The sequence below is a fragment of the Hydrogenophaga sp. GW456-12-10-14-TSB4 genome (genome assembly GCF_059424305.1).
This window is the reverse complement of sequence record NZ_JBWKZH010000015.1, coordinates 60,553-82,532: the sequence shown is the minus strand read 5'-3', so window position 1 is coordinate 82,532 and position 21,980 is coordinate 60,553. Positions and strand designations below refer to the sequence as shown.

The window sequence follows — 21,980 nt, the reverse complement described above, 5'->3', positions numbered from 1 at the left end:
CTTACATTCCGCGGCCTCCCGTCTGCTTCATTCGTTCACCATGGACAGGCTCGGCCGTTTCCCCGGGATCAGGGCGCTGTTGCTGCGGGTCAGACCAGGGCTGTCACCCTTGTCCTCTTCGGCGGTGGTCCTGTGGTCGGCCTCGCGCCAGAGCCGTTGGGCCAATTTTTCCCCCTGCAGTCTGCTGGCGTTGCTTTTCAGGGTCGACAGCGCCACCAACAGATCGGCCCCGCCCTTCTTGGCAGCCTCTCTCAGCATGTCCAGCGCCTGGGGCTTGTCGGTGGGCGGCAGCAGGCCGCGGGTTTTGAACTCGACTTGAATCCAGTGCCAAGCCCGCTCCTGGTTCTGGAGAAGCGACTCCCGAAGCTGAGGTACGCTCATTCGGCTCAATGTCTGGAGCCTCGTGACCAGCTCTTTGTAGGACTTGGCCGCCTCGAGCCCGGGATAGAGCGCCTGCAATTTCTGCAGCTCGGTGGTGCTGGCGTTGTGTTGCGTCAGGAATTTGGCTGACCAGAACGAATGGACTTGCGCTTTCTGCCCGTTGCTCAACTGTTTGAGTTCGGCCTGGATCGCCTGGATGTTCTTGTTCCGCGCTTTCATGAACCAGGCCACCAGCCAGGCCGGTACGATCTTTCTGAGCCAGGCTGGCATTCTTCCCTTGCGCCAGGCGAGAGCGGTGCGGTAGGTATCGAGCCTGTCCGCGGAGATGACCCCCAGGGCATGCGAGGGTGGGTTTGAACCGTGCTTGAGCTTTTCCAGGCGGAAATACGCTTTCAGGTGCACGATGCAGTCCTCTCCACCCAGCGAATCCTTGACGTGCGTTTCGGCCGCGGTGAGCATCTCATCCAGGCGGGCACTGGCCGCCCCTCGCTGCTTGTCGTCTTTGCTGCGAAGCGCTTTCTGCAGAGCGCCGGGCGTGCTGTACTGGGCGAAGAGGTCGGCAAATGCCTGCGCATCGGGGGCAACCGGCGCGGTGGGTTCGCGTCCCATCATCTGGTTCGCGCTCTGCATCAGCGCGGCACGGTAGGCCGAATTGTCCGACTGGCACCACAGCTGCTGGAGCGAAGTCGAAGACAGGGCCACCTTTGGCGGATGGCCCCCCAGGCAGCTCTCGAACAGATGGTGGAGGAACGCACCTTTCTCGTTCAGGCGAGGCCGTCCCAGACCCAGGAAGCCGTTGCCATGCAGCTTCTCGGTCGACAGTGCCTTGGCCAACACCAAGGCGTGCAGCACCTCGGGCTCGGCGAGGGAGCGGCCTTTTGCTTCGCATCGCTGGCGAAGTTCGCGCAAGGCGGCGAGCCGGCACAGGGCCTCGGGAATGCTTGGGTCGGTGGGGTAGGTGTGGAGCGAGGCCACCACCTTGGAGAGGGTTTGGGCCGGGAGCTTCTCGGACACGATCAGAAATTTCTGCAGCGCCTGCAGCACGGCGTCCACGTTTCCCTCGTCGATGTCGTTCTCGTCCGGAATGCCGAGCGCGGCACGCAACGCCGCACGCTCGTCTTCGGGCATTCCTTGAGTGGCGGTATCCACCAAGGCTCGAACCTGGGGCAAGAACGTGCCTTTGTTAACCGGTTTGCAGGCCTTGCAAGCGACCATGAGTGTTGAAAAGTGGTCCGACAGAAACAGGGCGCTTTGCTGCTGCACGGCCTGGATGTTCTCTTCCTGTTTGGGAGAGGTGCCTGGCTTGCTGCTCATGCTGCTCTCTTCCTGTTTGGGAGAGGTACCTGGCTTGCTGCTCATGCATTGCTCGAAGAGGGACCGGATGAAGGCGCCTTGCTTGTTCAGGCGATAGCCCCCGAAACCGAACACACCGCCGCCCTCGCCAGCACCGATCGTGCGGGTGTGAAGCTTCTGGGTCGACAGTGCCTTGGCCTGCTTCAGGGCGTGCTCGACGTCCGGCCGGCCCAGGTCGCAGCCTTTCGTTTCGCATCGCATGCGAAGCTCGCGCATGGCCGCGAGGTGGCACAGGGCCTTGGGAAAATGGCTGTCGGTGGGATAGGTGTGGAGCGAGGCCACCACCTTGGACAGGGTCTGGCCGCGGAGCTTCTCGGACACCGCCAGGAACTTCTGCAGCGATTGCAGCACGGCATCCACGTTCCCCTCATGGATGCCGCTGTCGGCCGTGATGCCGAGCGCGGTGCGCAAGGCCACACCCTCGTCTTTGGGCATGCTCTGGGCGGAGGCATCCACCAGGGCTTGAACTTGGGGCAGGAGCAAGCGTTTGCCCGTCGCATCGCTGGCCTTGTAAATGGCCATGAACGAAGGTAGGGTGTCGGTTTGCAAGGGCAGGGTGGCGGCACGTTGTTGCAGCACGGCCAGGATGTTTCCCGCGTGCCTGGGCAAGATGCCGTAGTCCTCCTGAAGCACTTTCCGATGGGCGAGCGTGGCCAGATCATCGCGCAGACACCGTTTGACGTGGTGCCATTGGCCCGCGTTGATCCATCCGGCGACTTCGGCACGCACCTTCGCTTCCCGGTGCATATCGGTGCGATGGATATCCAGCAGAGCCCAGGCATCGTCTGGTGTCTTCATCACGTGGAATCCTTTCGTGCACAGCTGGCGGCGCAGCGCAGGCTGAAAGCCGGCATCGTTCCAGTGATGGCGGATGAGCTGCGGGGTCAGCGAGGACTTTCGAAGGTCGCCCATGTCGGCGCCGGGGGCGAGGTACTGTGTCCAGCTTGCCTGGGCGAGATCGCAAGGCGCCGTGATGTCCGCTGGCTTGTGCCCCAGGTCCATCCACCGCTCCAACACGGTGAGCTGCTTCGAGGCCGGCTTGTCCGGGCACGCATGGAAGCGGCGCAGGCCCTCGCTTTCCGAGGACAAGGTCGCCTGCGAGCCCAGCTGCTCAATGAGCGGGATGATCGGTTTGCTGTCGCCGTCGATGGCCGCATCGACGGCGCTCGGGGCAAGCCCCAGGGCGATCAGCATCTGCCGGGTCTGCTGCTGGGTGTCCTGCGTTTGAAGCCGGCCGACGATGTCGCGCGCAATGGCCTGGATCGGGCGGCTGAGGTGCGGGCTGGACAGGCCGGGCATCTTGTCGGCGCTTCGCTCATGCAGCGCCGCGATGGTGCGGCAGGCCTTTTCATGGCATTTCTGTTTCGCCGTCCGGATGTTGGCGCGAATCCCGTACCACATCATGTAAGCGCCTGCGAGGAAGATGCCGACAAGACCAGGGATGCCCACGCCCGCTGCGCCAAACACGGCTGCGCCGCCCAGCCCGGTCAAGACGGCGCCGGCCACGGCGCCCCCCAGGCTGGTACCGCCGTAGATGCCACGGATCCAGCCGTGCAGGTCGAGCAGATCGGCATCGAGCCGCGCCAGCTCACGCCACTGGTGGCGGTGCTCCAGCAGCTCCAGCAGCTCGGGGCAACCTGCCCCATGCGCTTCAAACACGTTTTTGTCGAACTGCTCGGCCTTCAACAGCGCCTTGAGGTTTCTTCGTGCGTCCAGGCCTTCCAGGATCGCGTGCGCGATGTGGAAAACGCCCGTCAACATCGTGAGGGCAGAGGAGAGATGGGGCAGGGTGGTGGCCAGGTCTTTGGCGGCGCCGGTGAGCGGCCCGCCGGTGGCCATGCCGTTGACCGCCGCCGTCGGGATGGTCTTGAGCAGAGACAGTCCTCCCAGCCCGACGTCTCGCACGCCAGCGATCATGCAGCGAGGGACGAGGTAGCCCGGTTCCAGGCAGCGCTGGAAGGTGGCGACGTGGGTCTGCACCAACTCCTCGAACCGAGCCCGGGCCTGCTCGACCAAGGCGCGGTCCGAAGCTTGATGCGTTTTCAGCGCAGCCAAGGCCTGCAAGCCGGACACCGCATTCAGGTAGACGTGGCAGTCCTCCAGCTCCTGCCGATGGCTCGCCAAACCGCCGCGGACACCGTCCCAGGTGATCTTGGAGTCGCCCGCCTGACCCAGGCCGGCGATCATGGCCGGAAGGTAGTGAAGTCCGGCGTTCGGGTGCTCGGCACCGGTCTGGAAGTCGATGCTCGTGCCGTAGCCTGGCCCGACGGTCGCGAACAGCAGGACGCACCATGCCGGGTAGACGTGCTGCGCGGACAGGAGGTCGTCGGGGTGGGGCTTTGGCGGGCCGGCGGCGAAGTCCTGGAGAATCGCGGCCACCTGCCGCTGGACGTCGGGTGTTGGCCCGGCGGTCCGACCCAGCAGGGACAGAGAGGGGCGCGACAAGGGAAGGACAAAGGAGGCCTGATCGAAATGGGGAGCGGTATCCGTTGACGTGGACACGACAAGGGAGTCATCGGTCTCCTTGTCTTTGGTGAGCAGGGATTCTTCGTCGAAGGCCACCGCATGGTCACCATGCATGTGGTGGGGAAGCAGGTTGTGACAGACCGACGGCAAATTGAAACTCAAAATGACCTCCCTGTTCGGTTTCAGCAATGAATGCGCTGAAACTAGCTAGTGAGGAAGGTCATTGGCCGGGTTCGGTCAAACCACCCCGGGATTTCCCGGGGTCACACCGGGCACATGCAAAGGCCTGCTCAGCCGCGCCGGCTCACGAGCACGATGCCCAGCGCCACGCCCACCAGCGCCACCACCAGTTGCAGCGTGAGCGGCTCGCTGAGCAGCACCACGCCGAACACCAGTGCGAACACCGGGGTGAGGAAGGTGAAGGTCGACATCTGCGTGGCGGGGTAGTGCCGCAGCAGCCACATCCAGGTGAGGTAGCTGGCGAAGGCGCCGACCACGGTCTGGATGCCGAGCGAGCCCCAGGCGCGCGCCGAGTAGTCGAGCGACCAGACCTCGCCCAGCGCGAGCGAGATGAAGGGCGCGACCGCCGCCGTCACCGCCACCTGGTAGAACAGGGTCTTCTCCGCGCTCGCGCCCGAGAGCTTCGTGGCGCGGATGGTGAGCGTGGTCAGGCCCCAGAGCGTGCCGGCGGCCAGCGCCATCGCGTCGCCCAACCACGCGCCTGCCACCGGCGAGCCGTGCATGAAGCCCTCGCTGAAGGCCAGCGCCACGGCGGCGAAGGCGATCACCAGACCCACCCACTGGATGCGCCGCAGCCGCTCGCCCGGCACCACGCGCGGCAGCAGCAGCGCCACCACGAAGGGGCTGGTGTAGAGGAACACGGTGAGGCGCGAGGCGCTGGTGTGCAGCAACCCGAGGTAGATGAAGGCGAACTCGCCGGCGAACAGCGAACCCGCGAGCAGGCCGGCCTTGAGTGTGCCGTCGCGCGCGAACAGCGGCACATCGCGCACCCGGCACCACGCCCAGATGAGCACGGCCGCGCCCCAGAAGCGCAGCGAGGCCTGCCACAGCGGCGGCACCTCGGCCACGGTGTCCTTGATCAGGATCTGCTGGAAACCCCAGAAGGCGCAGCACACCACGAGCAGGGTGATGGCGAGGGAGTCGAGGTGGGTCTTGCGGTCGGCCGGAGAAGTCATGCGAGCGATTGTCGGCGCGCGCCGATGTCCCAGCTGTCGCGGGGGTTAGGCCTGCGCGAGGCGGCGCAGCTGGTCCTTGAGGCGGCGCACCTCGGCCGCGCTCAGCGTGCCCAGCACCGACGCCTCGTGCTCGCGCGCCAGTGCGATCAGGGGCGTTACCTTCTTCTGCCCGGTGGCGGTGATGTTCACCAGCGTGCGGCGCTGGTCGGCCGGGTCGTCGCACAGCGCCACCCAGCCCTGGGCGGCCAGGCGCTGCACGAGCTTGGTCACGGTGGGTTGCTGGCTCAACACCTCGAACGCCAGTTGGCCCACGGGCATGGGCGGCTGGCCGGTGAGCGTGGCCAGCACGCGCCATTCGATGCTGCTCAGGCCGGCGTCTCGAACCACGGCGTCGAAGTCTTTGAAGAGAGCGTGGTTCGCCTGCCCGAGCAGGTAGCCCAGGTAGTCGTCCGTGAAACGTGCGCCCCCACGCTCCACCGCTTCGCGGGTCGCTGCCCCCCGAGGGGGCTGTCCCGCCTTGGGGCGGCCCGGCGGCGGGACGCGTTCGTTCACGGCGTGTGTGTTCACAAGGGGTGTTCGGTGTAGAAGCGCCCGCCATGGAAGAGCAGCGGCGAGGCCTCGGGCCGGTGGCGGCAGCGTTCCACCTCGCCGACGAAGATCACGTGGTCGCCCTCGGCGTACTGGCTGCGGTTGAAGCACTCGAAGCTGGCGGCCGCGCCGTCGAGCAGCGGCGCGCCGCTGGCGCCGCTGGTGAAACCCACACCGGCCCAGCGGTCGGTGTCGCGCGCGGCAAAGCGCTCGGCCAGCGCCTGCTGGTCGGCCGCGAGCACGTTGATGGCGTAGTGCCTGCCGTTGGAGAACGCAGCCATGGAGCCGGCCGCGCGCGCCAGGCTCCAGAGCACCAGCGGCGGCGAGAGCGAGACCGAGTTGAAGGAGTTGGCCGTCAGGCCCACGAGGTCACCGCTATCGGTGCGCGCGGTCACGATGGTCACCCCCGTGGCGAACATGCCCAGCGAGGCGCGGAACTCGTGCGCCGAAAAGTCAGGGGGCCGGGCCTGCTGGCCGGCGGAACGGGCTGGGGACATGGTTGGAATTTATATGAAAATTCATGAATAATGACAACGCCGGCTGCAAGACCCTGATGCGGTCCGGCCCAAAACAAGGAAAGCCCATGCTGCAGGAGCGGACCGAACCCGCCTGGATCGATGCCTTCGAGACCTTGCTGCGCCGCTGTGCGGTGCAAACCGGCGATACGGTGGCCATTCTCGGTGAAACGCAAAGCCGGCCTGTGCTGATGGAGCTGGCGCGGCTCGCGGCGGCCCGGCTGGGCGCCCGCACCTTCATGCTCACGCTGCCTTCCGTGTTCAGCACCGGCGAGCCGGTGTCCCGTTCCACGGGGGCCAGCCCGGCCCTGCAGCAGCTCGCCCCGGTGATCGCCGCGCTGTCGGGTTGCACGCTGGTGGTGGACTGCACGGTCGAGGGCCTGATGCATGCGCCCGAGCTGCCCGCCATCCTGAAGGGCAACGGCCTCACGCAGCCGCGCATCGTCTACGTCAGCAACGAGCACCCCGAGGCGCTGGTGCGCCTGCTGCCCGACGACGCGACCGAGGCGCGCGTGAAGGACCACGTGAAACGGCTGCGCGGCGCGAAAGCCCTGCGCGTCACCTCCGGCGCCGGCACCGACCTGGCGATCTCGTTGCAGGGCGCGGTGGTGGGGGGCAACTGGGGCAGCACCACGCGCGCCGGCACGCTCACGCACTGGCCCGGTGGCATGGTGCTGGCCTTTCCGGCGGCCGGCAGCGTCAACGGCACGCTGGTGCTGGCCGAGGGCGACGTGAACCTCACCTTCAAGCGCTACATCGAACGCGCGATCACGCTCACCATCGAGAACGACCACGTGACGCGCATCGACGGCCAGGGCGTGGACGCCGAGTTGCTGCGCAGCCACTACGCAGCGTGGGAAGAAAAAGAGGCCTACGCGGTGAGCCACGTGGGCTACGGCCTGAACGAAGCCGCGCGCTGGGACAGCATGGCGCTCTACGACAAGCGCGACTTCAACGGCACCGAGCTGCGCGCCTTCGCCGGCAATTTCCTCTACAGCACCGGCGCCAACGAGGTGGCCGGGCGCCACACGCGCGGGCACTTCGATTTCCCCGTGCGCGGCTGTACGGTGGCGCTCGATGGCACGGCCGTGGTCGATGCCGGCAAGGTGGTGGGCGCATGATCCCGAAATTCACAACCCTGGGCAGCGGCCCCACTGTGCTCATGCTGCACGGCATCGGCGGCGGCCACATCGCCTTCGCGCCGCAGGTGGAGACGCTGGCGGCGGCCGGCTACCGTGCGGTGGCCTGGGACATGCCGGGCTACGGCCACAGCGCGCCCATCGAGCCCTACACCTTCAAGGGCCTGGCGCAGAGCTGCATCGACCTCATCGACGCCCTGCAGTGCGAGCACGTGGTGCTGCTGGGCCACAGCATGGGTGGCATGGTGGCACAGGAGGTCGTGGCACGCCGGCCCGAGCGCGTGAGCCGGCTGGTGCTGTGCGGCACCTCGGCGGCGTTCGGCAAGCGCACCGACGGCCGCAGTGCCGACGCCTGGGCGCAGCAGTTCATTGCCCAGCGCACCGCCCCGCTGGACGCGGGCCAGAGCATGGCCGAGGTGGCCGGGCGGCTGGTGCCGCAGATGGTTGGCCCCGGTTCCCTGCCCGAGGGCCTGCGCCTGGCCGAGCACTGCATGGCCGGTGTGCCCGCCGCCACCTACCGCCGCGCGCTCGACTGCCTGGTCACCTTCGACCGGCAGGCCGCGCTCGGCAGCATCGGCGTGCCCACGCTGCTGATCGGTGGCGAGTTCGACCGCGTGGCCGCGCCCGCCGTGATGAAACAGATGGCCGAGGCCATTCCCGATGCGCGCTACGCCGAACTCAAGGGCATCGGCCACCTCATGAACCTGGAGGCGCCCGACGACTTCGACGCGCTGCTGCTCGACTTCCTGGCGCAGACGCGCGCGCTGCACTGAGCAGCCTTCAGACGGCGGACCATGAGGCAAATCCACCTGGCCCTGGTCACCGCGCTGGTGCTGGCCGCACTCGGGGCCAGGGCCGAGCCCGACGAAGCCCTGCTGGGCAAGGCGCAGGGCTATCCGGTGGGCAATGGCAGCACCTGGGGAAACAATCCGTACCGCGTGGGCTCCTGGTCGGCGCTGGACCGCGTGCCGGGCGTGCACGTGGCCCGGGTGGCGCCCGCGCCGCAAGCGCGCCCGCTGCCTGCCATGGCCGCGCCGCCCGCCGTGCACTACCGCCACCGCGAGCACAGCTACGGGCTGGATGACTACCTGGAGCACCAGCGCGCCACCGGCCTGCTGATCCTCAAGGACGGGCAGATCGTGGCCGAGCGCTACCGCTACGGGCGCGAACCCGGCGCGCGCTTCCTGTCCTTTTCCATGGCCAAGAGCGTGACTTCGCTGCTGGTGGGCATCGCCCAGGCCAAGGGATTCATCGCCTCGCTGGACGACCCGGCGGAGAAATACGTCCCCGCGCTGGCGGGCACGCCCTACGGCGCCACGCATCTGCGGCACCTGCTCACCATGACCTCGGGCCTGCAGTTCAGCGAGCGCTACGACGGCAACGACGACGTGACGCGCCTGGCGGTGGCCTTCATGCAATCGCCACGCGGCGCGATGGAGGTGTTGCAGACCATCACGCAGCGCAACGCGCCGGCCGGCGAGCGCTTCGCCTACGCCAGCAGCGAGACCGAGGTGCTGGGCTACGTGCTGCGCGGCGCCACCGGCCAGGGCCTGGCCGCGCTGACCCAGGCCTGGCTGTGGGAGCCCATGGGCGCCGAGCACGAGGCGTTCTGGCGCACGGGTGCCGACGGGCAGGAAGGCGCCTTCGCGTTCTTCAACGCCTCGCTGCGCGACTGGGGCCGCCTGGGCCTGCTGCTGGCCGACAACGGCCGCGTGGGCGAGCACCAGGTGGTGCCGCGCGACTACCTGATGGACGCCACCGACGAATACCGCCAGAGCCATGCGCTGCGGCCCGGCCGCACCATCCCCTATTACGGCTACGGCTACCAGTTCTGGCTGCTGCCTTTCAAGGAACGCACCTTTCTCATGCGCGGCGTGCACGGGCAGCACCTGTTCGTGCAGCCCGCCAGCGGCCTCGTGATGGCCATCACCTCGGCCTGGGAGTACCCCGGCGGTGGCGGTGACGACAACGCCCGGACCGAGACCGACGCGCTCTGGCGCGGGGTGCTGGCCTCGCTGGGCGGCCGCATCGACTGATCTTCTTCCCCCCCGTTTTCAAGGGACACACCCATGGACGCCTTTCCCTCGTTGAGCTTCACCCCGGCCGTGGGTGACCTGCCCTTCACCGCGCTGCAACGCGATCTGCTGCAGCGCGCCCATGCGCTGGGTCGCGACCGCTTCGCCGCGCGCGCGGCGCAGTGGGACCGGGAGGCCAGCTTTCCGTTCGCCAACTACGACGACCTGCGCGAGGCCGGCTTCCTCCGGCTCTGCGTGCCCACGGCGCACGGCGGCCTCGGGGCCGACTACGCCACGTACATGATGGTCGCCGCCGAGATCGGCCGCTTCTGCGGTGCCACCGCGCTCACCTGGAACATGCACATCTGCAGCACCATGTGGACCGGCGTGCTGGCCGACGGCATCGCCATGACCGAGGCGCAGCGCGCCGAGCACCTGGCGCGGCGCGAGCTGCACTTCCGGCGCGTCGTGGCCGAGGGCGCGGTCTACGCCCAGCCCTTCAGCGAAGGCAGTGCCGCCGCCGCCGGCCGCGCGCCCTTCGGCACCACCGCGAAGAAGGTCGAGGGCGGCTGGCTCGTCAACGGCCGCAAGATCTTCGCCAGCCTCTCGGGTGCCGCCGACTACTACGGCATCCTGTGCACCGAGGACAAGGGCGACGACCACCCCGACGCGCGCGACACGCTCTACATCAGCGTGCCGGCCACCAGCGCGGGCTTCTCCATCAGCGGCGAATGGGACCCGCTGGGCATGCGCGGCACCGTCAGCCGCAACCTCGCGTTCAAGGATGTGTTCGTGAGCGACGCCGAACAGCTCATGCCGCGCGGCATCTACTTCAAGGGCGCGCAGACCTGGCCAGCCATGTTCTTCACGCTCTCCCCTACCTACCTGGGCATCGCCACCGCGGCCTACGACTTCACCGTGAAGTACCTGCGTGGCGAGGTCGAGGGCGAGCCGCCGGTGAAGCGCCGGCAGTACCCCACCAAGCAGATCGCGGTGGCGCAGATGCGCATCCAGCTCGAAAGCATGAAAAGCCTCTTCCAGCGCGCCATCACGGAAGCCCGGCCCAACCCCTCGAAGGACGAGAAGCTGCGCCTGTACGCCGCCCACTACAGCGTGATGGAAGGCGCCAACGACATCGCGCGCCTGGCCCTGCGCACCTGCGGTGGCCAGAGCATGATGAAACACCTGCCGCTGGAGCGCCTGTACCGCGACAGCCGCTGCGGCGCGCTCATGCTTCCCTGGACCGCCGAACTCATCCTTGACCGCATGGGGCGCGAGACGCTGTACGAGGCCGGCGAACGCGACGAATGAGGAACGAAATGCAAGGCCGGCCTCCTAGAATGCCGGGATGTTGCAAGCCCGCCGGTTCTCTTCCGTCCTGACGCTGCTGGGCGCCCTTGCTGCGGGCGCGGCCGCCGCATCGACGACCGTGACCAGCCCCTGCGAGGCGTTTGTCGCGCGCCTGCCCAACCTGAAGCGCCCGCTGTGCGACGCGGCCGAGCTCAAGCCCACGCCCGGTCGGTCGGTGCATGGCCGCACCCTCTACGCGCGCGACGTCACCACGCCCGGTGCGAAGCTGCGCGTGCTGGTGGTCGGTGCCATGCACGGCGACGAGTTGTCGTCCGCCTCCGTGGCCTTGCACTGGATCCAGCACGCGGTGCAGATGCCGGCCAACGCGCACTGGCGCTTCATTCCCGCGCTCAACCCCGACGGCCTGTTGGTCCGGCCAGCGCGGCGCACCAACGCCAACGGTGTGGACCTCAACCGCAACTTCCCCACGCCCGACTGGCAGCGCGAAGCCAAGGTCTACTGGGAGCAGCGCACCCGCAAAGACCCGCGCCGCTGGCCGGGCTCGAGCCCGCTGTCCGAGCCCGAATCGCGCTTCCTGCACGATGAGATGGCACGCTTTCAGCCTCACCTGATCGTCAGCATCCACGCGCCCTACGGCGTGCTCGACTTCGACGGCCCGGGCGTGCCGCCGCCCAAGCTCGGGCGCCTCTACCTCGACCAGGTCGGCATCTTCCCCGGCAGCCTGGGCAACTACGGCGGCGTGCACCAGGGCATGCCGGTGGTCACGGTCGAACTGCCGAGCGCGCTGCGCACCCCGCTGGACGCCGAGATGCGCCAGATGTGGATGGACCTGCAGCGCTGGATGGGCGAGCGGTTGCGGCCCGAGGAAGCCGCCCCGCTGGTGTTGCCGGTGAAGGCGGCCCGCAAGACGGGCTGACGGGTCAGGGGGCGTTGGCGCGCTCGCTGCACACCAGAGACCACAGCGCCTCGGCCGACTCGGTCATCTCCATCGGCTGGCGGTACAGGCGGATCTGCATCGCCAGCGCCCATTCGGCACCACCGGCCACCGCGAGCTGACCGCTCGCGAGCTCGGCCGCCACGAGGCTGCGCGGCAGCCAGGCGATGCCCCGGCCTTCCAGTGCCATGGCCTTGAGCACCACCGCGTGGTGCGCGGCGAACACGGTGTGGTGCTGCGCATCGCCGCCGAGCAGCGGGCGCAGGCAGGTCTGCAGCATGCGGCCCAGGCCCGAAGAGGCGTGGTACGCGAGGATGGGCAGTGGCGCCTGCGCAGGTGTGGACTCGCCCAGGCGGAAGGCGGGCGCGCCGTCGGGCCGCGTGGCCGCGACCGGCAGCAGCGTTTCTTCGCCAATGGGGTGCATGGGGTGGCCCGAAGCCTCCAGCCGGCCCGGCACCTCGGGATGCCCGTAGCAGAGCAGGAACTGCACACTGCGCTGCAGCATCAGGTCTTCGCAGGCCTCCAGGTTGTTGGAATGCATCTGCACCGTGCGCGGGCCCAGCGTCTGCTCCACGCGCGAGAACCACGGCGGAAAGAAGGCCAGCGACAGCAGGTGCGTGGCGGCAAAACGCAGGCCGGCGGCCGCCTCGTCGTGCGCCGCGCGCGCCAGGCTGCGCGCCGCCTCCAGCCGGCCCAGCAGGTCTTCCAGCAGCGGCTTGAAACGCTGACCAGCCGGCGTGAGCACGGCGGGGTGCGCGCTGCGGTCGAACAGCGGCACGCCCGTCCATTCTTCCAGTGACTTGATGTGGCGGCTGAAGGCCGGCTGCGCGATGTGGCGCGCCTGCGCCGCGCGGGAGAAATTGCCGCTCTCAGCCAGCGCGAGGAAATCCTCCAGCCATTCGAGGTCAAGGGGTCGGTTGCCGGGGCCCATGGGCGAAGAGATCGATAGATGTATGCGATTCGGGTATTGGACGCTGCGCGGCCCGCCGGGAATGATGCCACCCATTCCTTCTTTCTCCACCCCCAGCCGCAGCAACATGAAAATCGTCGACATCGCCGAATCCACCCGCCCCATCAAGTCGGACATCCGCAACGCCTACATCGACTTCTCCAAGATGACCCTGAGCCTGGTGGCCGTGGTCACCGACGTGATCCGCGACGGCAAGCCCGTGATCGGCTACGGCTTCAACTCCAACGGCCGCTACGGCCAGGGCGGCCTGATCCGCGACCGCTTCCGCCCGCGCGTGCTCGAGGCCGACCCGGCCAGCCTGCTCGACGAGACCGGCGACAACCTCGACCCGCACAAGGTCTGGGCGCAGATGATGATCAACGAGAAGCCCGGCGGCCACGGCGAGCGCTCGGTGGCCGTGGGCACGATCGACATGGCCGTGTGGGACGCCGTCGCCAAGATCGCCAACCAACCGCTGTACCAGCTGCTCGCCGAACGCTACGGCACCGGCACACCCAACCCGCGCGTGTTTGTCTACGCGGCGGGCGGCTACTACTACCCCGGCAAAGGCCTTGATGGCCTGCGCAAGGAAATGGAAAGTTACCTGGAGCGCGGCTATTCTGTGGTGAAGATGAAGATCGGCGGCGCCTCGCTCGCCGACGACTGCGAGCGCATCGAATCCGTGCTCAAGATCCTGGGCCCCGGCCAGCAGCTCGCGGTGGACGCCAATGGCCGCTTCGACCTCAAGACCGCCATCGACTACGGCAAGGCCATGTCGCAGTACCCGCTGTTCTGGTACGAAGAAGCCGGCGACCCGCTGGACTACGAACTGCAGGCCGAACTCGGCAAGGTCTACGCCGGCCCCATGGCCACGGGCGAGAACCTGTTCTCCATGCAGGACGCTCGCAACCTGATCCGCCACGGTGGCATGCGCCCGGACCGCGACTGGCTGCAATTCGACTGCGCGCTGAGCTACGGCCTGGTGGAGTACCTGCGCACGCTGGAGATGCTCAAGCAACACGGTTGGTCACCCAGCCGCTGCATCCCGCACGGCGGCCACCAGATGTCGCTGGCCATCGCGGCCGGCCTGGGCCTGGGTGGCAACGAGAGCTACCCCGATCTTTTCCAGCCGTACGGCGGTTTCCCCGACGGGGTGAAGGTGGAGCAGGGTTATGTGACCCTGCCCCCGCTGCCGGGCATCGGCTTCGAGGGCAAGTCGGACCTCATTTCGGCGATGCGGGCGCTGGCGTCGTGAGTCGTGGCGAGAAATCCAGCACTCTCAGCGCGGGAAGACGCGTCGTCCATGGCGTGGATGTCTGAACCACTTGACCTTTGATCCTGACGATCTGGTTTTGGTGGTCTTCGACCTCGGAGCGGTGCACACCCAGAAGTGCCCACTGCTCCGAGTTGGACACCACGACCACGGGTTGCACGAAGGGTTCGTTGCCCCTCAGAACCAATCTGCCTTCGATTTCGATCGTGCCCGCGCTTGCCCAACCCTGGCAGGCGGCGAGTTGAACGCTCGCCATGAATGCAAGGGAGGTCAGATACCGGCGCATCGATGGAATGTTCATCGGCATCGTCGGCTCTCCCCTGAGTTCAGTGAATGACGACAGAGAGCGATGCACCCGGAGGAATCCGCACCGAATCCGTGTAGGTGCCCGTCACGTTTTGCCGCACGGCGGGGACGATAGCGAGCGAGCGGATCTGTGTAGGAAGGGGTGACGGCAGAACCCGTTGTCCTTTGAAAACAAACGCATTGATGACGGGAACGTTGAAACCGCCCTCTGATCGAGCCGGGAATCCGTAGCCGGTGGGCGCGCCAGCGGCAGGAAGAACGCCTGCTGCGCTCACGGTGAAGCGGCGAAATTGCTGCGCTAGCGAGGACGTGGGTGTTGTTGCCTTGATTGCGGCATCCAAGGCTGTGCGGGAGTTGGCTTGCGGTTGCGTCAACAGGCCCTTGAAGAAGCCCAGGCCGAGCTGTCGAACCAAGAATCCACCGAATGAGCCCGATACGGCATAGCTGTCGCAGGAGCCGGAGTAGGGCGTCCAGGTTGTCAGGGCGCAATTGAAGGACGAGTACCCCAGGCCTCCGCCGCCAAGGTACTGCGGCAAGCGCAGATCCCGAATCGGGTTGAAGGTGGTCAATTGATCGGCCACCAGGTCTTCCGCGGCCATGGCGGTCATTTCGTCCAGCCAGGTGTCGAACGCGTGGTCAACGCTCATGCTCACACCGCGTCTGTAGAAGTTGCTCATGTGCATCAACTCGTGGGCCAAGGTGAGGATGCCACTTTCCAAGCCTGCATTGCCGGCCAGGTACAGCGTCTCGGAGTCCAGATAGATCGAAAGGGATTCGTTGCTTTCCGGCAAAGTGGTCTTGAGGACGTTGTTCAGAGCATGGAAATAGCCGACGACGCCATACGGCTGGTTGTTGTTGTCGAAGTTGAGCAGTACGACGTCCAGTGGACGGTTGATGTCGCTGATCAGATCAACATAGGCATGCGTACCCCACAGAGGCCCGCCCACTGAAACCAGACTGTCATAGACACCATTCGGCTGAGCGAGCTTGGTGGCCAGGGTGTTCAAGATGGTGTTGGAGATCTTGGGTGTGACGTACTCCGTGGTTTCCACCCAGAAATTGACTTTGCGGCCGTCGGAAGCCACGGTTTGGTGCGCAAGCGTGGTGTTCCGATTGGTGGTATCGCTGTCCTTGAACACGCGCGCATCCCCGACCGTGTAGGCCGCGGCGGCCAAGGGTTGGGATTGGCTCTGCGAACGGGCCTGGGTTGGTGCGCCGAGGAGGGCCTGGTGCCATCCAGCGCGATTGAACTCCGCAATGGCCGCCTTACGAGGATCTTCGACCTTCGATGTCGGCACGCTGAGCAGGTGTGTCTCGGAACGATTGGGGATGGACCCCGATGGGAGGGGGACACTGCCATTGCTCTCGTTCGCGATGATCAGTTGCACATCTTTCCCAGACAGACCCGAGATGGAAATGGGCACTTGCATGGGGATGCTGCCGGTGTTGATCGCCTGCCAAACGCCCGTTCCACTGCCGGTGTACGTCGTGGCACTGGACGCGGCGCAGGATTGACAGGCGGGTTCGAGCACGCCCATCACCAGGCTGGGCGCTGGCGTGGGGTTGCTGGGTTCGGCACTTCCGCCACCGCCGCCGCAACCGGCCAAGTGCAATGAAACAAGAGCGGTGGATAGGAGCAAAATGGAACGTTGAGACATGGTTGAATTCGATGAATGGGCGAGCGAAAACCAGCTGCTGCCGTTGACGTGGCAGTGGCTGAGTCGCGCGTTTGGGGGCCGGACGACACGGCGATGTCCGTCTCAGATGAATGAGACGGATGCGGACGGCAGGCTGCCGTGCGAAACGATTGAACTAAATCAATGGTGCGATGTGTTCCCCCTCCCTGCGCAATCGCGAGTGACATCAGCCGGCTGGCCGGTCATGCACGCGTCTTGTAGAGTTGTTTGCGCTGCGGCAAATTGCCTTCAGGCAGTTTGCAGGGGGTGCGCCGTCATCGGGATGGACGGGAACGGAAAACCGCTAGTGGGCAACAGGATGTCGATAGCAGATATTGGGTGACCAACCAATAGGGCTGGTGGCCCAATGGAGGGGCCGCGTTCAGCCCCGCGATGTGGCCTGCAAGCGCCGCACGCCCCTTGGCCCGGCGGCCTTTGCCGGGCTCCCCATGCCCTGGAACCCGAAGTTCATCGCCGGCTGCTCGCCGTGGATGAGTTCGGCGATGGCCTTGCCCGAGCCCGCGCCGTGCGTCCAGCCCAGCGTGCCGTGGCCCGCGTTGATCCAGAGCTTGCGCAGCGGGGTGCGGCCGATCAGGGGGATGTTGGTCGGCGTGGCCGGGCGCAGACCGCACCAGAACTGCGGGTTGCCGCCTTCTTCGGCGGTGCGGGTGTCGGCCACGCCGGGGAACACCTGCTCGATGCGGCGCACCAGCAGGTCGCAGCGCTTGCGCGCCAGCGGTGTGTCGAGCGAGAGGTCGAAGCCGCCGAGCTCAATGGTGCCTGCCACACGGAGCTGGTTGCCCAGGCGCGAGACGGCGCATTTCATCTGGTCGTCGAGCAGGCTCACCGAGGGGGCGAGCTCGGGTTGCAGCAGGGGCAGGGTGGCGCTGTAGCCCTTGCCGGGGTAGATCGGCACGTTCACGCCCACCGACGCAAGCAGCGGCGTGGAATACGAGCCGCAGGCCACCACGAAGGCGTCGGCCTTGAGCACGCTGGCCGTGCCGGTGGCCCGGTCGCGCACGCGCACCTGGCGCACTTCGCGGCCGTCACTCTCCAGTTGTTCGATGTCGTGCCCGAACAGCAACCGCGCGCCGCGCTGGCCGCACAGGGCCGCGAGCTGCTGCGTGAACACGCGCGCGTCGCCCGATTCGTCGCTCTGGGTGTAGGTGCCGCCGACGATGCGATCGCCAAAGGCCTTGAGCGCCGGTTCGATGGCGAGCAGCTCTTCACGCGTGACCACGCGGCGCTGCACGCCGAAGCGCTGCATCACCGCCGCCGCGTCGGCCGCGCCGTCGAAGGATTTCTGGTCGGTGTAGTAGTGCGCGATGCCGCGTTCCAGGCGGTTGTATTCGATGCCGGTCTCGGCCACCACGTCCTTGAGGGCCCCGTGGCTGTAGGCGCCCAGCGCCACGAGCTGTGCCACGTTGCGCACGAAGGCCTTGTCGTTGCACTGGGCCAGGAACTGCAGGCCCCAGCGCCACTGCGCCCAGTCGAGCTGCGGGCGGAAGAGCAGCGGCGACTCGTCGGAGAACATCCACTTCAGGGTCTTGAGCGGCGCCTCCTTGTTGGCCCAGGGCTCGCAATAGCTCACCGAGATCTGCGCCGCGTTGGCGAAGCTGGTTTCCAGCGCGGCGTCCGGCTGCCGGTCGACCAGGGTGACCTCGTGACCGCGTTGCAGCAGGTGCCACGCCGTGCTGACTCCGATGATGCCCGCGCCCAATACCGTGACTTGCATGATCCGCTCCGAAAAAGGGGATGTGAATGCGCCGCAGTATGGAAAATATGGGGTGCTTAGTGAAGCGAAATTAAACTAAAATCGCGTTCATCAGAATGACTTATGTGCAGGCCACAAGCCGCGCACGCCGCTCTCTGCCGGAGGTTTCCCATGAGCACCTTTGACCCAGACGCCCTTGAATGCCTGGCCGCCATCATCGAAGAGGGCGGTTTCGAGCGCGCCGCGCAGCGTCTCTCGATCACCCAGTCCGCTGTCTCGCAGCGCTTGCGGGCGCTGGAGGCCCAGGTCGGCACGGTGCTGATCGTGCGCAGCCGCCCGCTCAAACCCACGGCAGCGGGGCAGCTCATGCTCAAGCACGCCAAGATGATGCGGCTGCTGCGGGCCGATCTGGAGAAGGACCTCAAGGAGCTCGCGCCGAGCTCCACCGGCAACGGGCGCGACGACGAGCGCATTTCGGTGGCGATCAACGCCGACAGCATTGCCACCTGGGCCTTGCCCGCGCTCGATGCGTTGGCCCAGGGGGGGCTGCCGATCGAGATCATCACCGACGACCAGGAGTTCACCCACGAGTGGTTGCGCGAGGGCCAGGTGCTGGGCTGCGTGACCTCGCTGGGGCAGGCGCTGAGGGGCTGCAAGATGGAGGCGCTCGGCACCATGGACTATGTGGTGGTGGCGCAGGCCGCCTACGCCGCCGAGCACCTGCCCAAGGGGCTGAACGCGCACAACTTCCACAAGGTGCCCTTCGTCGCCTTCAACCGCAAGGACAACCTGCAACACGGTTTCGTGTCCCACGCCTTCGGTCTCTCGCGCGTGATGCTCAAGCAGCTGTTCGTGCCGTCCAGCGAGGGCCAGGTGCGTGCGGTGCTGGCGGGCTGGGGCGTGAGCGTGGTGCCCGAGCTGCGCGTGCGGGAGCTGCTGGCACGCGGTGAGCTGGTGAATCTGGCGCCCCGCCATCGGCTGGGCGTGGCGTTGCACTGGCATTGCTGGAACCTCAATTCCGACGTGCTCGACGCGCTGAGCATGGCCTTGCGCCGCGCGGCGGCCCTCAACCTTCGGGGCGTGGAAGCGGTGGCCGCCTGAGGTCGCAATCTCCCCGGTCGAACTGTGACCAAAGAGTCGCCGTGTCGACGCGTGCGTCGATCTGATGCAGAATCCGGTGCCTGTCATTAGGGTCCCCATGGTCAGCGCCGCTTCCCCAACCCCTGTCACCCCCAAACGCAGTTTTCGTGCGCAGATGCACCTCGCGCGCGAGGACGCCATCATCACGGCGGTGAACCGCCTGCTGGCGGAAAAAGGCTTCGAGGCCATGACGCTGGACGAGGTGGCGGTCGAGGTGGGCATCGCCAAGGCCAGTCTGTACAAGCATTTCTCCAGCAAGGAAGACCTGGCGGCGGCGGCCATGGTGCGGGTGATGGAGCGCGCCCTCGGATTCCTCGACACCCTGCGGGATGGCGCCACCGGCGCGCGGCCGATCGACCAGCTCAAGGCGGTGGCGCGCTGGACCATGGAGGTGCAGCTGGCCGGCGAGATGCCGTCGCTGCCGAGCGAAAACTCCAGCCTGCGCGCCGCGCTGACCACCAACAAGGCCTATGTGGACGGCCTGATGGAGGTGAGTGAGCGCCTGGGGGGCTGGATCACGGCCGCGCAGGCGGACGGCAGCCTGAACCCGGCGCTGCCGCCCATCGCCGTGCTCTACACCCTGTACGCGCGCGCATGCGATCCGGTGCTCGGTTTTCTCAAGGGCAGCGAGCAGTACGGCAACGAGCAGATCATCGAGATGGTGCTGAGCACCTGTTTCGACGGGCTGCGGGCGCGCTGACGGCGCTGGCCGAACGGCCATGAAAAAGGGCCGCATCAGCGGCCCTTGGTGCGAGGGAGCAGGTTGGGATCAGCGCACCAGCAGCACCGGCACGCCGCAATGGGCCAGCACCTGCGTGGCGACCGAACCCATCACCAGGTTGGCCAGGGCGCTGTGGCCGTGCGAGCCCATCACCAGCAGGTCGAACTTGCCGCCGTCGGCCGCCTTGGAGATCTGATCGCCGGGCGTGCCCACCTTGTGGATGGCCTTGGCGTCGATGCCATGGCGCTTGAGGAACTTGATCACCGCGCCGGTGACCTTGGCGGACTCTTCCTCGTAGTACTCGTTGGCGGCCGCGGCGCCCACGGCCGCGCGTGCGCGGGGAGGCAGCGGGGCTTGCACGGTGATCAGCGAGAAGCTGTTGTCGGAGCCGAACATGTTCTCGTGCGTGGCCAGGTAAGCCAACATCTTCTTGGTGTAGGCGCTGCCATCGACAGCCAGCAGAATCTTCATCAGGTGTTCTCCTTCTAGGTTGAATCAGTGCGCAGTGTATGTCCTTGGCGCCGGTGCACCTTGCGCTGGCTCAAACAGTGGTGCCAGCCTGGGTCGGCACGGTGATCAGCTGCGATGGCAGAAAGCCGTCCTGCTCGTTCTTGACGGCGTAGCCCAGGGGGTTGGCCACGATGCGGCAGCGTCCGACCTGCACGTCCGTGGGGCAGTGCAGGTGTCCGTGCAGCCAGAGGTCGGCTTGCGGCAGCCAGTCGTCCAACCCGTTGCAGAAGCCTGCCGTGCCCGGGCTCAGGCCGTATCGCGGGTCGGCGCTGTGCAGGGTGGGCGCGAAATGCGTGACGACGACGGTCGGGCCGTCGAACGGTTCGGCCAGGGCGCCGCGCAGCCAGCGCTGGCAGTCCAGCGCAAGGGTGCGCATGGCCTCGGCGTCGAACAGCTGCCCGTCGCGCTGGCCGGCCATCTTGGTGAGGTAGTGGTTGGCGGCGCGGTAGGCCTTTTCCCGGTCGCCGAGCACGTCGTAGTCGCTCCACAGGGTTGTGCCCACGAAGCGCACGCCCTGCATCACGCGCGTTTCGCGCTCCAGCCAGATCAGGCCCAGGCGCTCGCAGGTGTCGCGCAGGCGGTCGTGGGCCTCGTCCACATCGAGCGCGTCGTACTCGTGGTTGCCCGGCACGAACAGCACGGGCACGGGCCAGTCGGCAAAACGGCCCAGGCCCCAGTCGGGCTCGTTCATGGCACTGCCATCGCGCCGCAACTGGTACGAGCCGACATCGCCCGCCAGCACCAGCAGGTCGGCGCCCGGGGCGGGCGTCGGTACAAAGTCCGGGTTGGCTTCGAGGTGCAGGTCGCTGAGCAGCTGGAGTTTCATGCGGGCATTGTGGTCCAGGTCGCTCAGGCCCTGGGCTTGCGGGGGCGTTGGGGGGCGGCGGCCGCGGCACGCAGATCCATGTTGGCCGCGCGCGCTACCGCGTCCCGCAACCAGCGGTGTGCGCTGTTCTGTGTGGCCTGGCGGTGCCACAGGGAATCGACGTGCACGGCCGGCACCTGCAGCGGCAGGTCGCACAGGGCCAGCTCGTCTTCCATGCCGGTGGCGCCGACAAAATGGCGCGGCAGCACCGTAAGCAGGTCGGTCGTGGCCACCACCCGGCCAGCGGTGAAGAACTGGTTGACGGTGATCACCACGTGGCGTTGGCGCGAGACCGCTGCCAGGGCCTCGTCCACGAACCCGAAAGGGCGACCCGAGAAGCTCACCAGCAGGTGGCGCGCATCGCAGTAGCTGTCCAGGCTCAGCGGCTGGCCGGCCAGGGGGTGGCCCCGGCGCATGACCACCACGTACTCGCCGTCGTACAGGCGCTGGTGGTGAAACTGCGGGTCGTTCTCCTGCAGGTGCATCGCGCCGAGTTCGGCCAGCACACCGGGGAAGTGCCCGATCGCAAGATCCACCGTGCCGGACTCCAGCAGGCCGCGCGGGTCGCGCGTGGTCAACGGCAATACGCGCAGGTTCACACCGGGCGCCTCGTTCTCCAGCAGATCCATCAGCCCGGGAATGAGCTTGGCGGCGGTGGCGTCGGCCATGGCGAGCACGAAGGCGTTGCGCGCGCTGGTCGGGTCGAACGTGCCAGGGGCGAGGGACTCCCGCAGCATGTGCAGCGCGTCGCGCACCGTCGGCCACAGGGCCAGCGCCACGGGCGTGGGCTCCACGCCGTAGCCCGAGCGCCGCACCAGCTCGTCGCCCAGCACCTCGCGCAGGCGCCGCAAGGCGTTGCTCACCGCCGGCTGCGTCATCGCCAGGTTGTGGGCCGCGCGGGTCAGGCTGCGCTCGGTCATCACCTCAT

19 protein-coding genes are annotated in these 21,980 nt (G+C 67.2%); 8 read left to right on the top strand and 11 right to left on the bottom strand.

The genetic code is table 11. The features are described from left to right. Positions 1 to 27: 27 nt before the first annotated feature. The 4 genes from AC07ZS_RS10230 to AC07ZS_RS10215 all read right to left on the bottom strand — a co-directional run bounded on the left by AC07ZS_RS10230 (position 28) and on the right by AC07ZS_RS10215 (position 6,481). Positions 28 to 4,362: a hypothetical protein gene (locus tag AC07ZS_RS10230; RefSeq protein WP_494798491.1), complete on the bottom strand. Its 4,335-nt coding sequence runs from the start codon at positions 4,360 to 4,362 to the stop codon at positions 28 to 30. Between the two features lie 128 nt (positions 4,363 to 4,490). Further along, positions 4,491 to 5,396 carry a DMT family transporter gene (locus AC07ZS_RS10225; protein WP_494798490.1) on the bottom strand — a complete coding sequence of 302 codons (906 nt, stop codon included), beginning with the start codon at positions 5,394 to 5,396 and terminating at the stop codon, positions 4,491 to 4,493. A gap of 45 nt (positions 5,397 to 5,441) precedes the next feature. Beyond that, the gene (locus AC07ZS_RS10220; RefSeq protein ID WP_494798489.1) at positions 5,442 to 5,948 is read right to left on the bottom strand and encodes a MarR family winged helix-turn-helix transcriptional regulator; all 507 of its coding nucleotides are present in this window, start codon (positions 5,946 to 5,948) and stop codon (positions 5,442 to 5,444) included. Positions 5,949 to 5,959: 11 nt separating this feature from the next. After that, a complete protein-coding gene (locus AC07ZS_RS10215; RefSeq protein ID WP_494798488.1) occupies positions 5,960 to 6,481 on the bottom strand; it encodes a flavin reductase family protein in 522 nt (173 codons plus the stop codon). A gap of 86 nt (positions 6,482 to 6,567) precedes the next feature. On the opposite strand from AC07ZS_RS10215, the gene AC07ZS_RS10210 reads away from it, so the two are divergent. The 5 genes from AC07ZS_RS10210 to AC07ZS_RS10190 are packed head-to-tail and all read left to right on the top strand — an operon-like array spanning position 6,568 to position 11,880. Beyond that, a complete protein-coding gene (locus tag AC07ZS_RS10210; protein ID WP_494798487.1) occupies positions 6,568 to 7,620 on the top strand; it encodes a 2,5-dihydroxypyridine 5,6-dioxygenase NicX family protein in 1,053 nt (350 codons plus the stop codon). After that, the gene (locus AC07ZS_RS10205; protein WP_494798486.1) at positions 7,617 to 8,411 is read left to right on the top strand and encodes an alpha/beta fold hydrolase; all 795 of its coding nucleotides are present in this window, start codon (positions 7,617 to 7,619) and stop codon (positions 8,409 to 8,411) included. Before AC07ZS_RS10210 ends, AC07ZS_RS10205 begins: the two co-directional genes overlap by 4 nt. A 21-nt stretch (positions 8,412 to 8,432) precedes the next feature. Next, positions 8,433 to 9,674, top strand: a complete 1,242-nt coding sequence (locus tag AC07ZS_RS10200) for a serine hydrolase domain-containing protein (RefSeq protein ID WP_494798485.1) — start codon at positions 8,433 to 8,435, stop codon at positions 9,672 to 9,674. 33 nt (positions 9,675 to 9,707) lie between these two features. Then, positions 9,708 to 10,964, top strand: coding sequence for an acyl-CoA dehydrogenase family protein (locus tag AC07ZS_RS10195; RefSeq protein ID WP_494798484.1), 1,257 nt, complete (start codon positions 9,708 to 9,710; stop codon positions 10,962 to 10,964). A gap of 37 nt (positions 10,965 to 11,001) precedes the next feature. Then, positions 11,002 to 11,880, top strand: a complete 879-nt coding sequence (locus tag AC07ZS_RS10190; RefSeq protein WP_494798483.1) for a M14 family zinc carboxypeptidase — start codon at positions 11,002 to 11,004, stop codon at positions 11,878 to 11,880. Positions 11,881 to 11,884: 4 nt separating this feature from the next. Here the strand turns inward: AC07ZS_RS10190 and AC07ZS_RS10185 are convergent, their stop codons facing one another. Continuing rightward, positions 11,885 to 12,829 (bottom strand): LysR family transcriptional regulator, encoded by a 945-nt coding sequence (locus AC07ZS_RS10185; RefSeq protein WP_494798482.1) that lies wholly within the window; start codon positions 12,827 to 12,829, stop codon positions 11,885 to 11,887. 106 nt (positions 12,830 to 12,935) lie between these two features. Here AC07ZS_RS10185 and AC07ZS_RS10180 point away from each other — a divergent pair, with 106 nt between their 5' ends. Then, positions 12,936 to 14,102 carry a mandelate racemase/muconate lactonizing enzyme family protein gene (locus AC07ZS_RS10180; RefSeq protein ID WP_494798481.1) on the top strand — a complete coding sequence of 389 codons (1,167 nt, stop codon included), beginning with the start codon at positions 12,936 to 12,938 and terminating at the stop codon, positions 14,100 to 14,102. Here the strand turns inward: AC07ZS_RS10180 and AC07ZS_RS10175 are convergent. The 3 genes from AC07ZS_RS10175 to AC07ZS_RS10165 all read right to left on the bottom strand — a co-directional run bounded on the left by AC07ZS_RS10175 (position 14,071) and on the right by AC07ZS_RS10165 (position 17,837). Continuing rightward, positions 14,071 to 14,427 carry a hypothetical protein gene (locus AC07ZS_RS10175; RefSeq protein WP_494798480.1) on the bottom strand — a complete coding sequence of 119 codons (357 nt, stop codon included), beginning with the start codon at positions 14,425 to 14,427 and terminating at the stop codon, positions 14,071 to 14,073. The two genes, AC07ZS_RS10180 and AC07ZS_RS10175, sit on opposite strands and share 32 nt — an antisense overlap. A 19-nt stretch (positions 14,428 to 14,446) precedes the next feature. Next, positions 14,447 to 16,084: a M30 family zinc metallopeptidase gene (locus AC07ZS_RS10170; RefSeq protein WP_494798479.1), complete on the bottom strand. Its 1,638-nt coding sequence runs from the start codon at positions 16,082 to 16,084 to the stop codon at positions 14,447 to 14,449. Between the two features lie 400 nt (positions 16,085 to 16,484). After that, positions 16,485 to 17,837 (bottom strand): D-amino acid dehydrogenase, encoded by a 1,353-nt coding sequence (locus AC07ZS_RS10165; protein ID WP_494798478.1) that lies wholly within the window; start codon positions 17,835 to 17,837, stop codon positions 16,485 to 16,487. A 150-nt stretch (positions 17,838 to 17,987) separates the two neighbouring features. Between AC07ZS_RS10165 and AC07ZS_RS10160 the strand changes: the two genes are divergently transcribed. Further along, positions 17,988 to 18,917, top strand: a complete 930-nt coding sequence (locus tag AC07ZS_RS10160) for a LysR family transcriptional regulator ArgP (protein WP_494798477.1) — start codon at positions 17,988 to 17,990, stop codon at positions 18,915 to 18,917. A gap of 154 nt (positions 18,918 to 19,071) precedes the next feature. Further along, entirely contained in the window at positions 19,072 to 19,656 is a 585-nt protein-coding gene (locus tag AC07ZS_RS10155; RefSeq protein WP_494798476.1) for a TetR/AcrR family transcriptional regulator, read from the top strand. Positions 19,657 to 19,725: 69 nt separating this feature from the next. Here AC07ZS_RS10155 and AC07ZS_RS10150 read toward each other — a convergent pair whose 3' ends face one another. From AC07ZS_RS10150 to AC07ZS_RS10140, 3 genes are all read right to left on the bottom strand, one after another. After that, complete coding sequence (locus AC07ZS_RS10150; protein WP_494798475.1) at positions 19,726 to 20,148, bottom strand: universal stress protein; 423 nt, start codon at positions 20,146 to 20,148, stop codon at positions 19,726 to 19,728. A 70-nt stretch (positions 20,149 to 20,218) separates the two neighbouring features. After that, a complete protein-coding gene (locus tag AC07ZS_RS10145) occupies positions 20,219 to 21,013 on the bottom strand; it encodes a metallophosphoesterase (RefSeq protein ID WP_494798474.1) in 795 nt (264 codons plus the stop codon). Between the two features lie 23 nt (positions 21,014 to 21,036). Then, positions 21,037 to 21,972, bottom strand: a complete 936-nt coding sequence (locus AC07ZS_RS10140) for a LysR family transcriptional regulator (RefSeq protein WP_494798473.1) — start codon at positions 21,970 to 21,972, stop codon at positions 21,037 to 21,039. Positions 21,973 to 21,980: the final 8 nt, after the last annotated feature.

What these genes read in the sequence shown, in the direction of transcription:
- AC07ZS_RS10225 (WP_494798490.1), bottom strand. Translation starts at nt 5,396, where the DNA reads ATGACTTCTCCGGCCGACCGCAAGACCCACCTCGACTCCCTCGCCATC.
- AC07ZS_RS10215 (WP_494798488.1), bottom strand. Translation starts at nt 6,481, where the DNA reads ATGTCCCCAGCCCGTTCCGCCGGCCAGCAGGCCCGGCCCCCTGACTTT.
- AC07ZS_RS10210 (WP_494798487.1), top strand. Translation starts at nt 6,568, where the DNA reads ATGCTGCAGGAGCGGACCGAACCCGCCTGGATCGATGCCTTCGAGACC.
- AC07ZS_RS10205 (WP_494798486.1), top strand. Translation starts at nt 7,617, where the DNA reads ATGATCCCGAAATTCACAACCCTGGGCAGCGGCCCCACTGTGCTCATG.
- AC07ZS_RS10200 (WP_494798485.1), top strand. Translation starts at nt 8,433, where the DNA reads ATGAGGCAAATCCACCTGGCCCTGGTCACCGCGCTGGTGCTGGCCGCA.
- AC07ZS_RS10195 (WP_494798484.1), top strand. Translation starts at nt 9,708, where the DNA reads ATGGACGCCTTTCCCTCGTTGAGCTTCACCCCGGCCGTGGGTGACCTG.
- AC07ZS_RS10190 (WP_494798483.1), top strand. Translation starts at nt 11,002, where the DNA reads ATGTTGCAAGCCCGCCGGTTCTCTTCCGTCCTGACGCTGCTGGGCGCC.
- AC07ZS_RS10185 (WP_494798482.1), bottom strand. Translation starts at nt 12,829, where the DNA reads ATGGGCCCCGGCAACCGACCCCTTGACCTCGAATGGCTGGAGGATTTC.
- AC07ZS_RS10180 (WP_494798481.1), top strand. Translation starts at nt 12,936, where the DNA reads ATGAAAATCGTCGACATCGCCGAATCCACCCGCCCCATCAAGTCGGAC.
- AC07ZS_RS10175 (WP_494798480.1), bottom strand. Translation starts at nt 14,427, where the DNA reads ATGCCGATGAACATTCCATCGATGCGCCGGTATCTGACCTCCCTTGCA.
- AC07ZS_RS10170 (WP_494798479.1), bottom strand. Translation starts at nt 16,084, where the DNA reads ATGTCTCAACGTTCCATTTTGCTCCTATCCACCGCTCTTGTTTCATTG.
- AC07ZS_RS10165 (WP_494798478.1), bottom strand. Translation starts at nt 17,837, where the DNA reads ATGCAAGTCACGGTATTGGGCGCGGGCATCATCGGAGTCAGCACGGCG.
- AC07ZS_RS10160 (WP_494798477.1), top strand. Translation starts at nt 17,988, where the DNA reads ATGAGCACCTTTGACCCAGACGCCCTTGAATGCCTGGCCGCCATCATC.
- AC07ZS_RS10155 (WP_494798476.1), top strand. Translation starts at nt 19,072, where the DNA reads ATGCACCTCGCGCGCGAGGACGCCATCATCACGGCGGTGAACCGCCTG.
- AC07ZS_RS10150 (WP_494798475.1), bottom strand. Translation starts at nt 20,148, where the DNA reads ATGAAGATTCTGCTGGCTGTCGATGGCAGCGCCTACACCAAGAAGATG.
- AC07ZS_RS10145 (WP_494798474.1), bottom strand. Translation starts at nt 21,013, where the DNA reads ATGAAACTCCAGCTGCTCAGCGACCTGCACCTCGAAGCCAACCCGGAC.
- AC07ZS_RS10140 (WP_494798473.1), bottom strand. Translation starts at nt 21,972, where the DNA reads ATGACCGAGCGCAGCCTGACCCGCGCGGCCCACAACCTGGCGATGACG.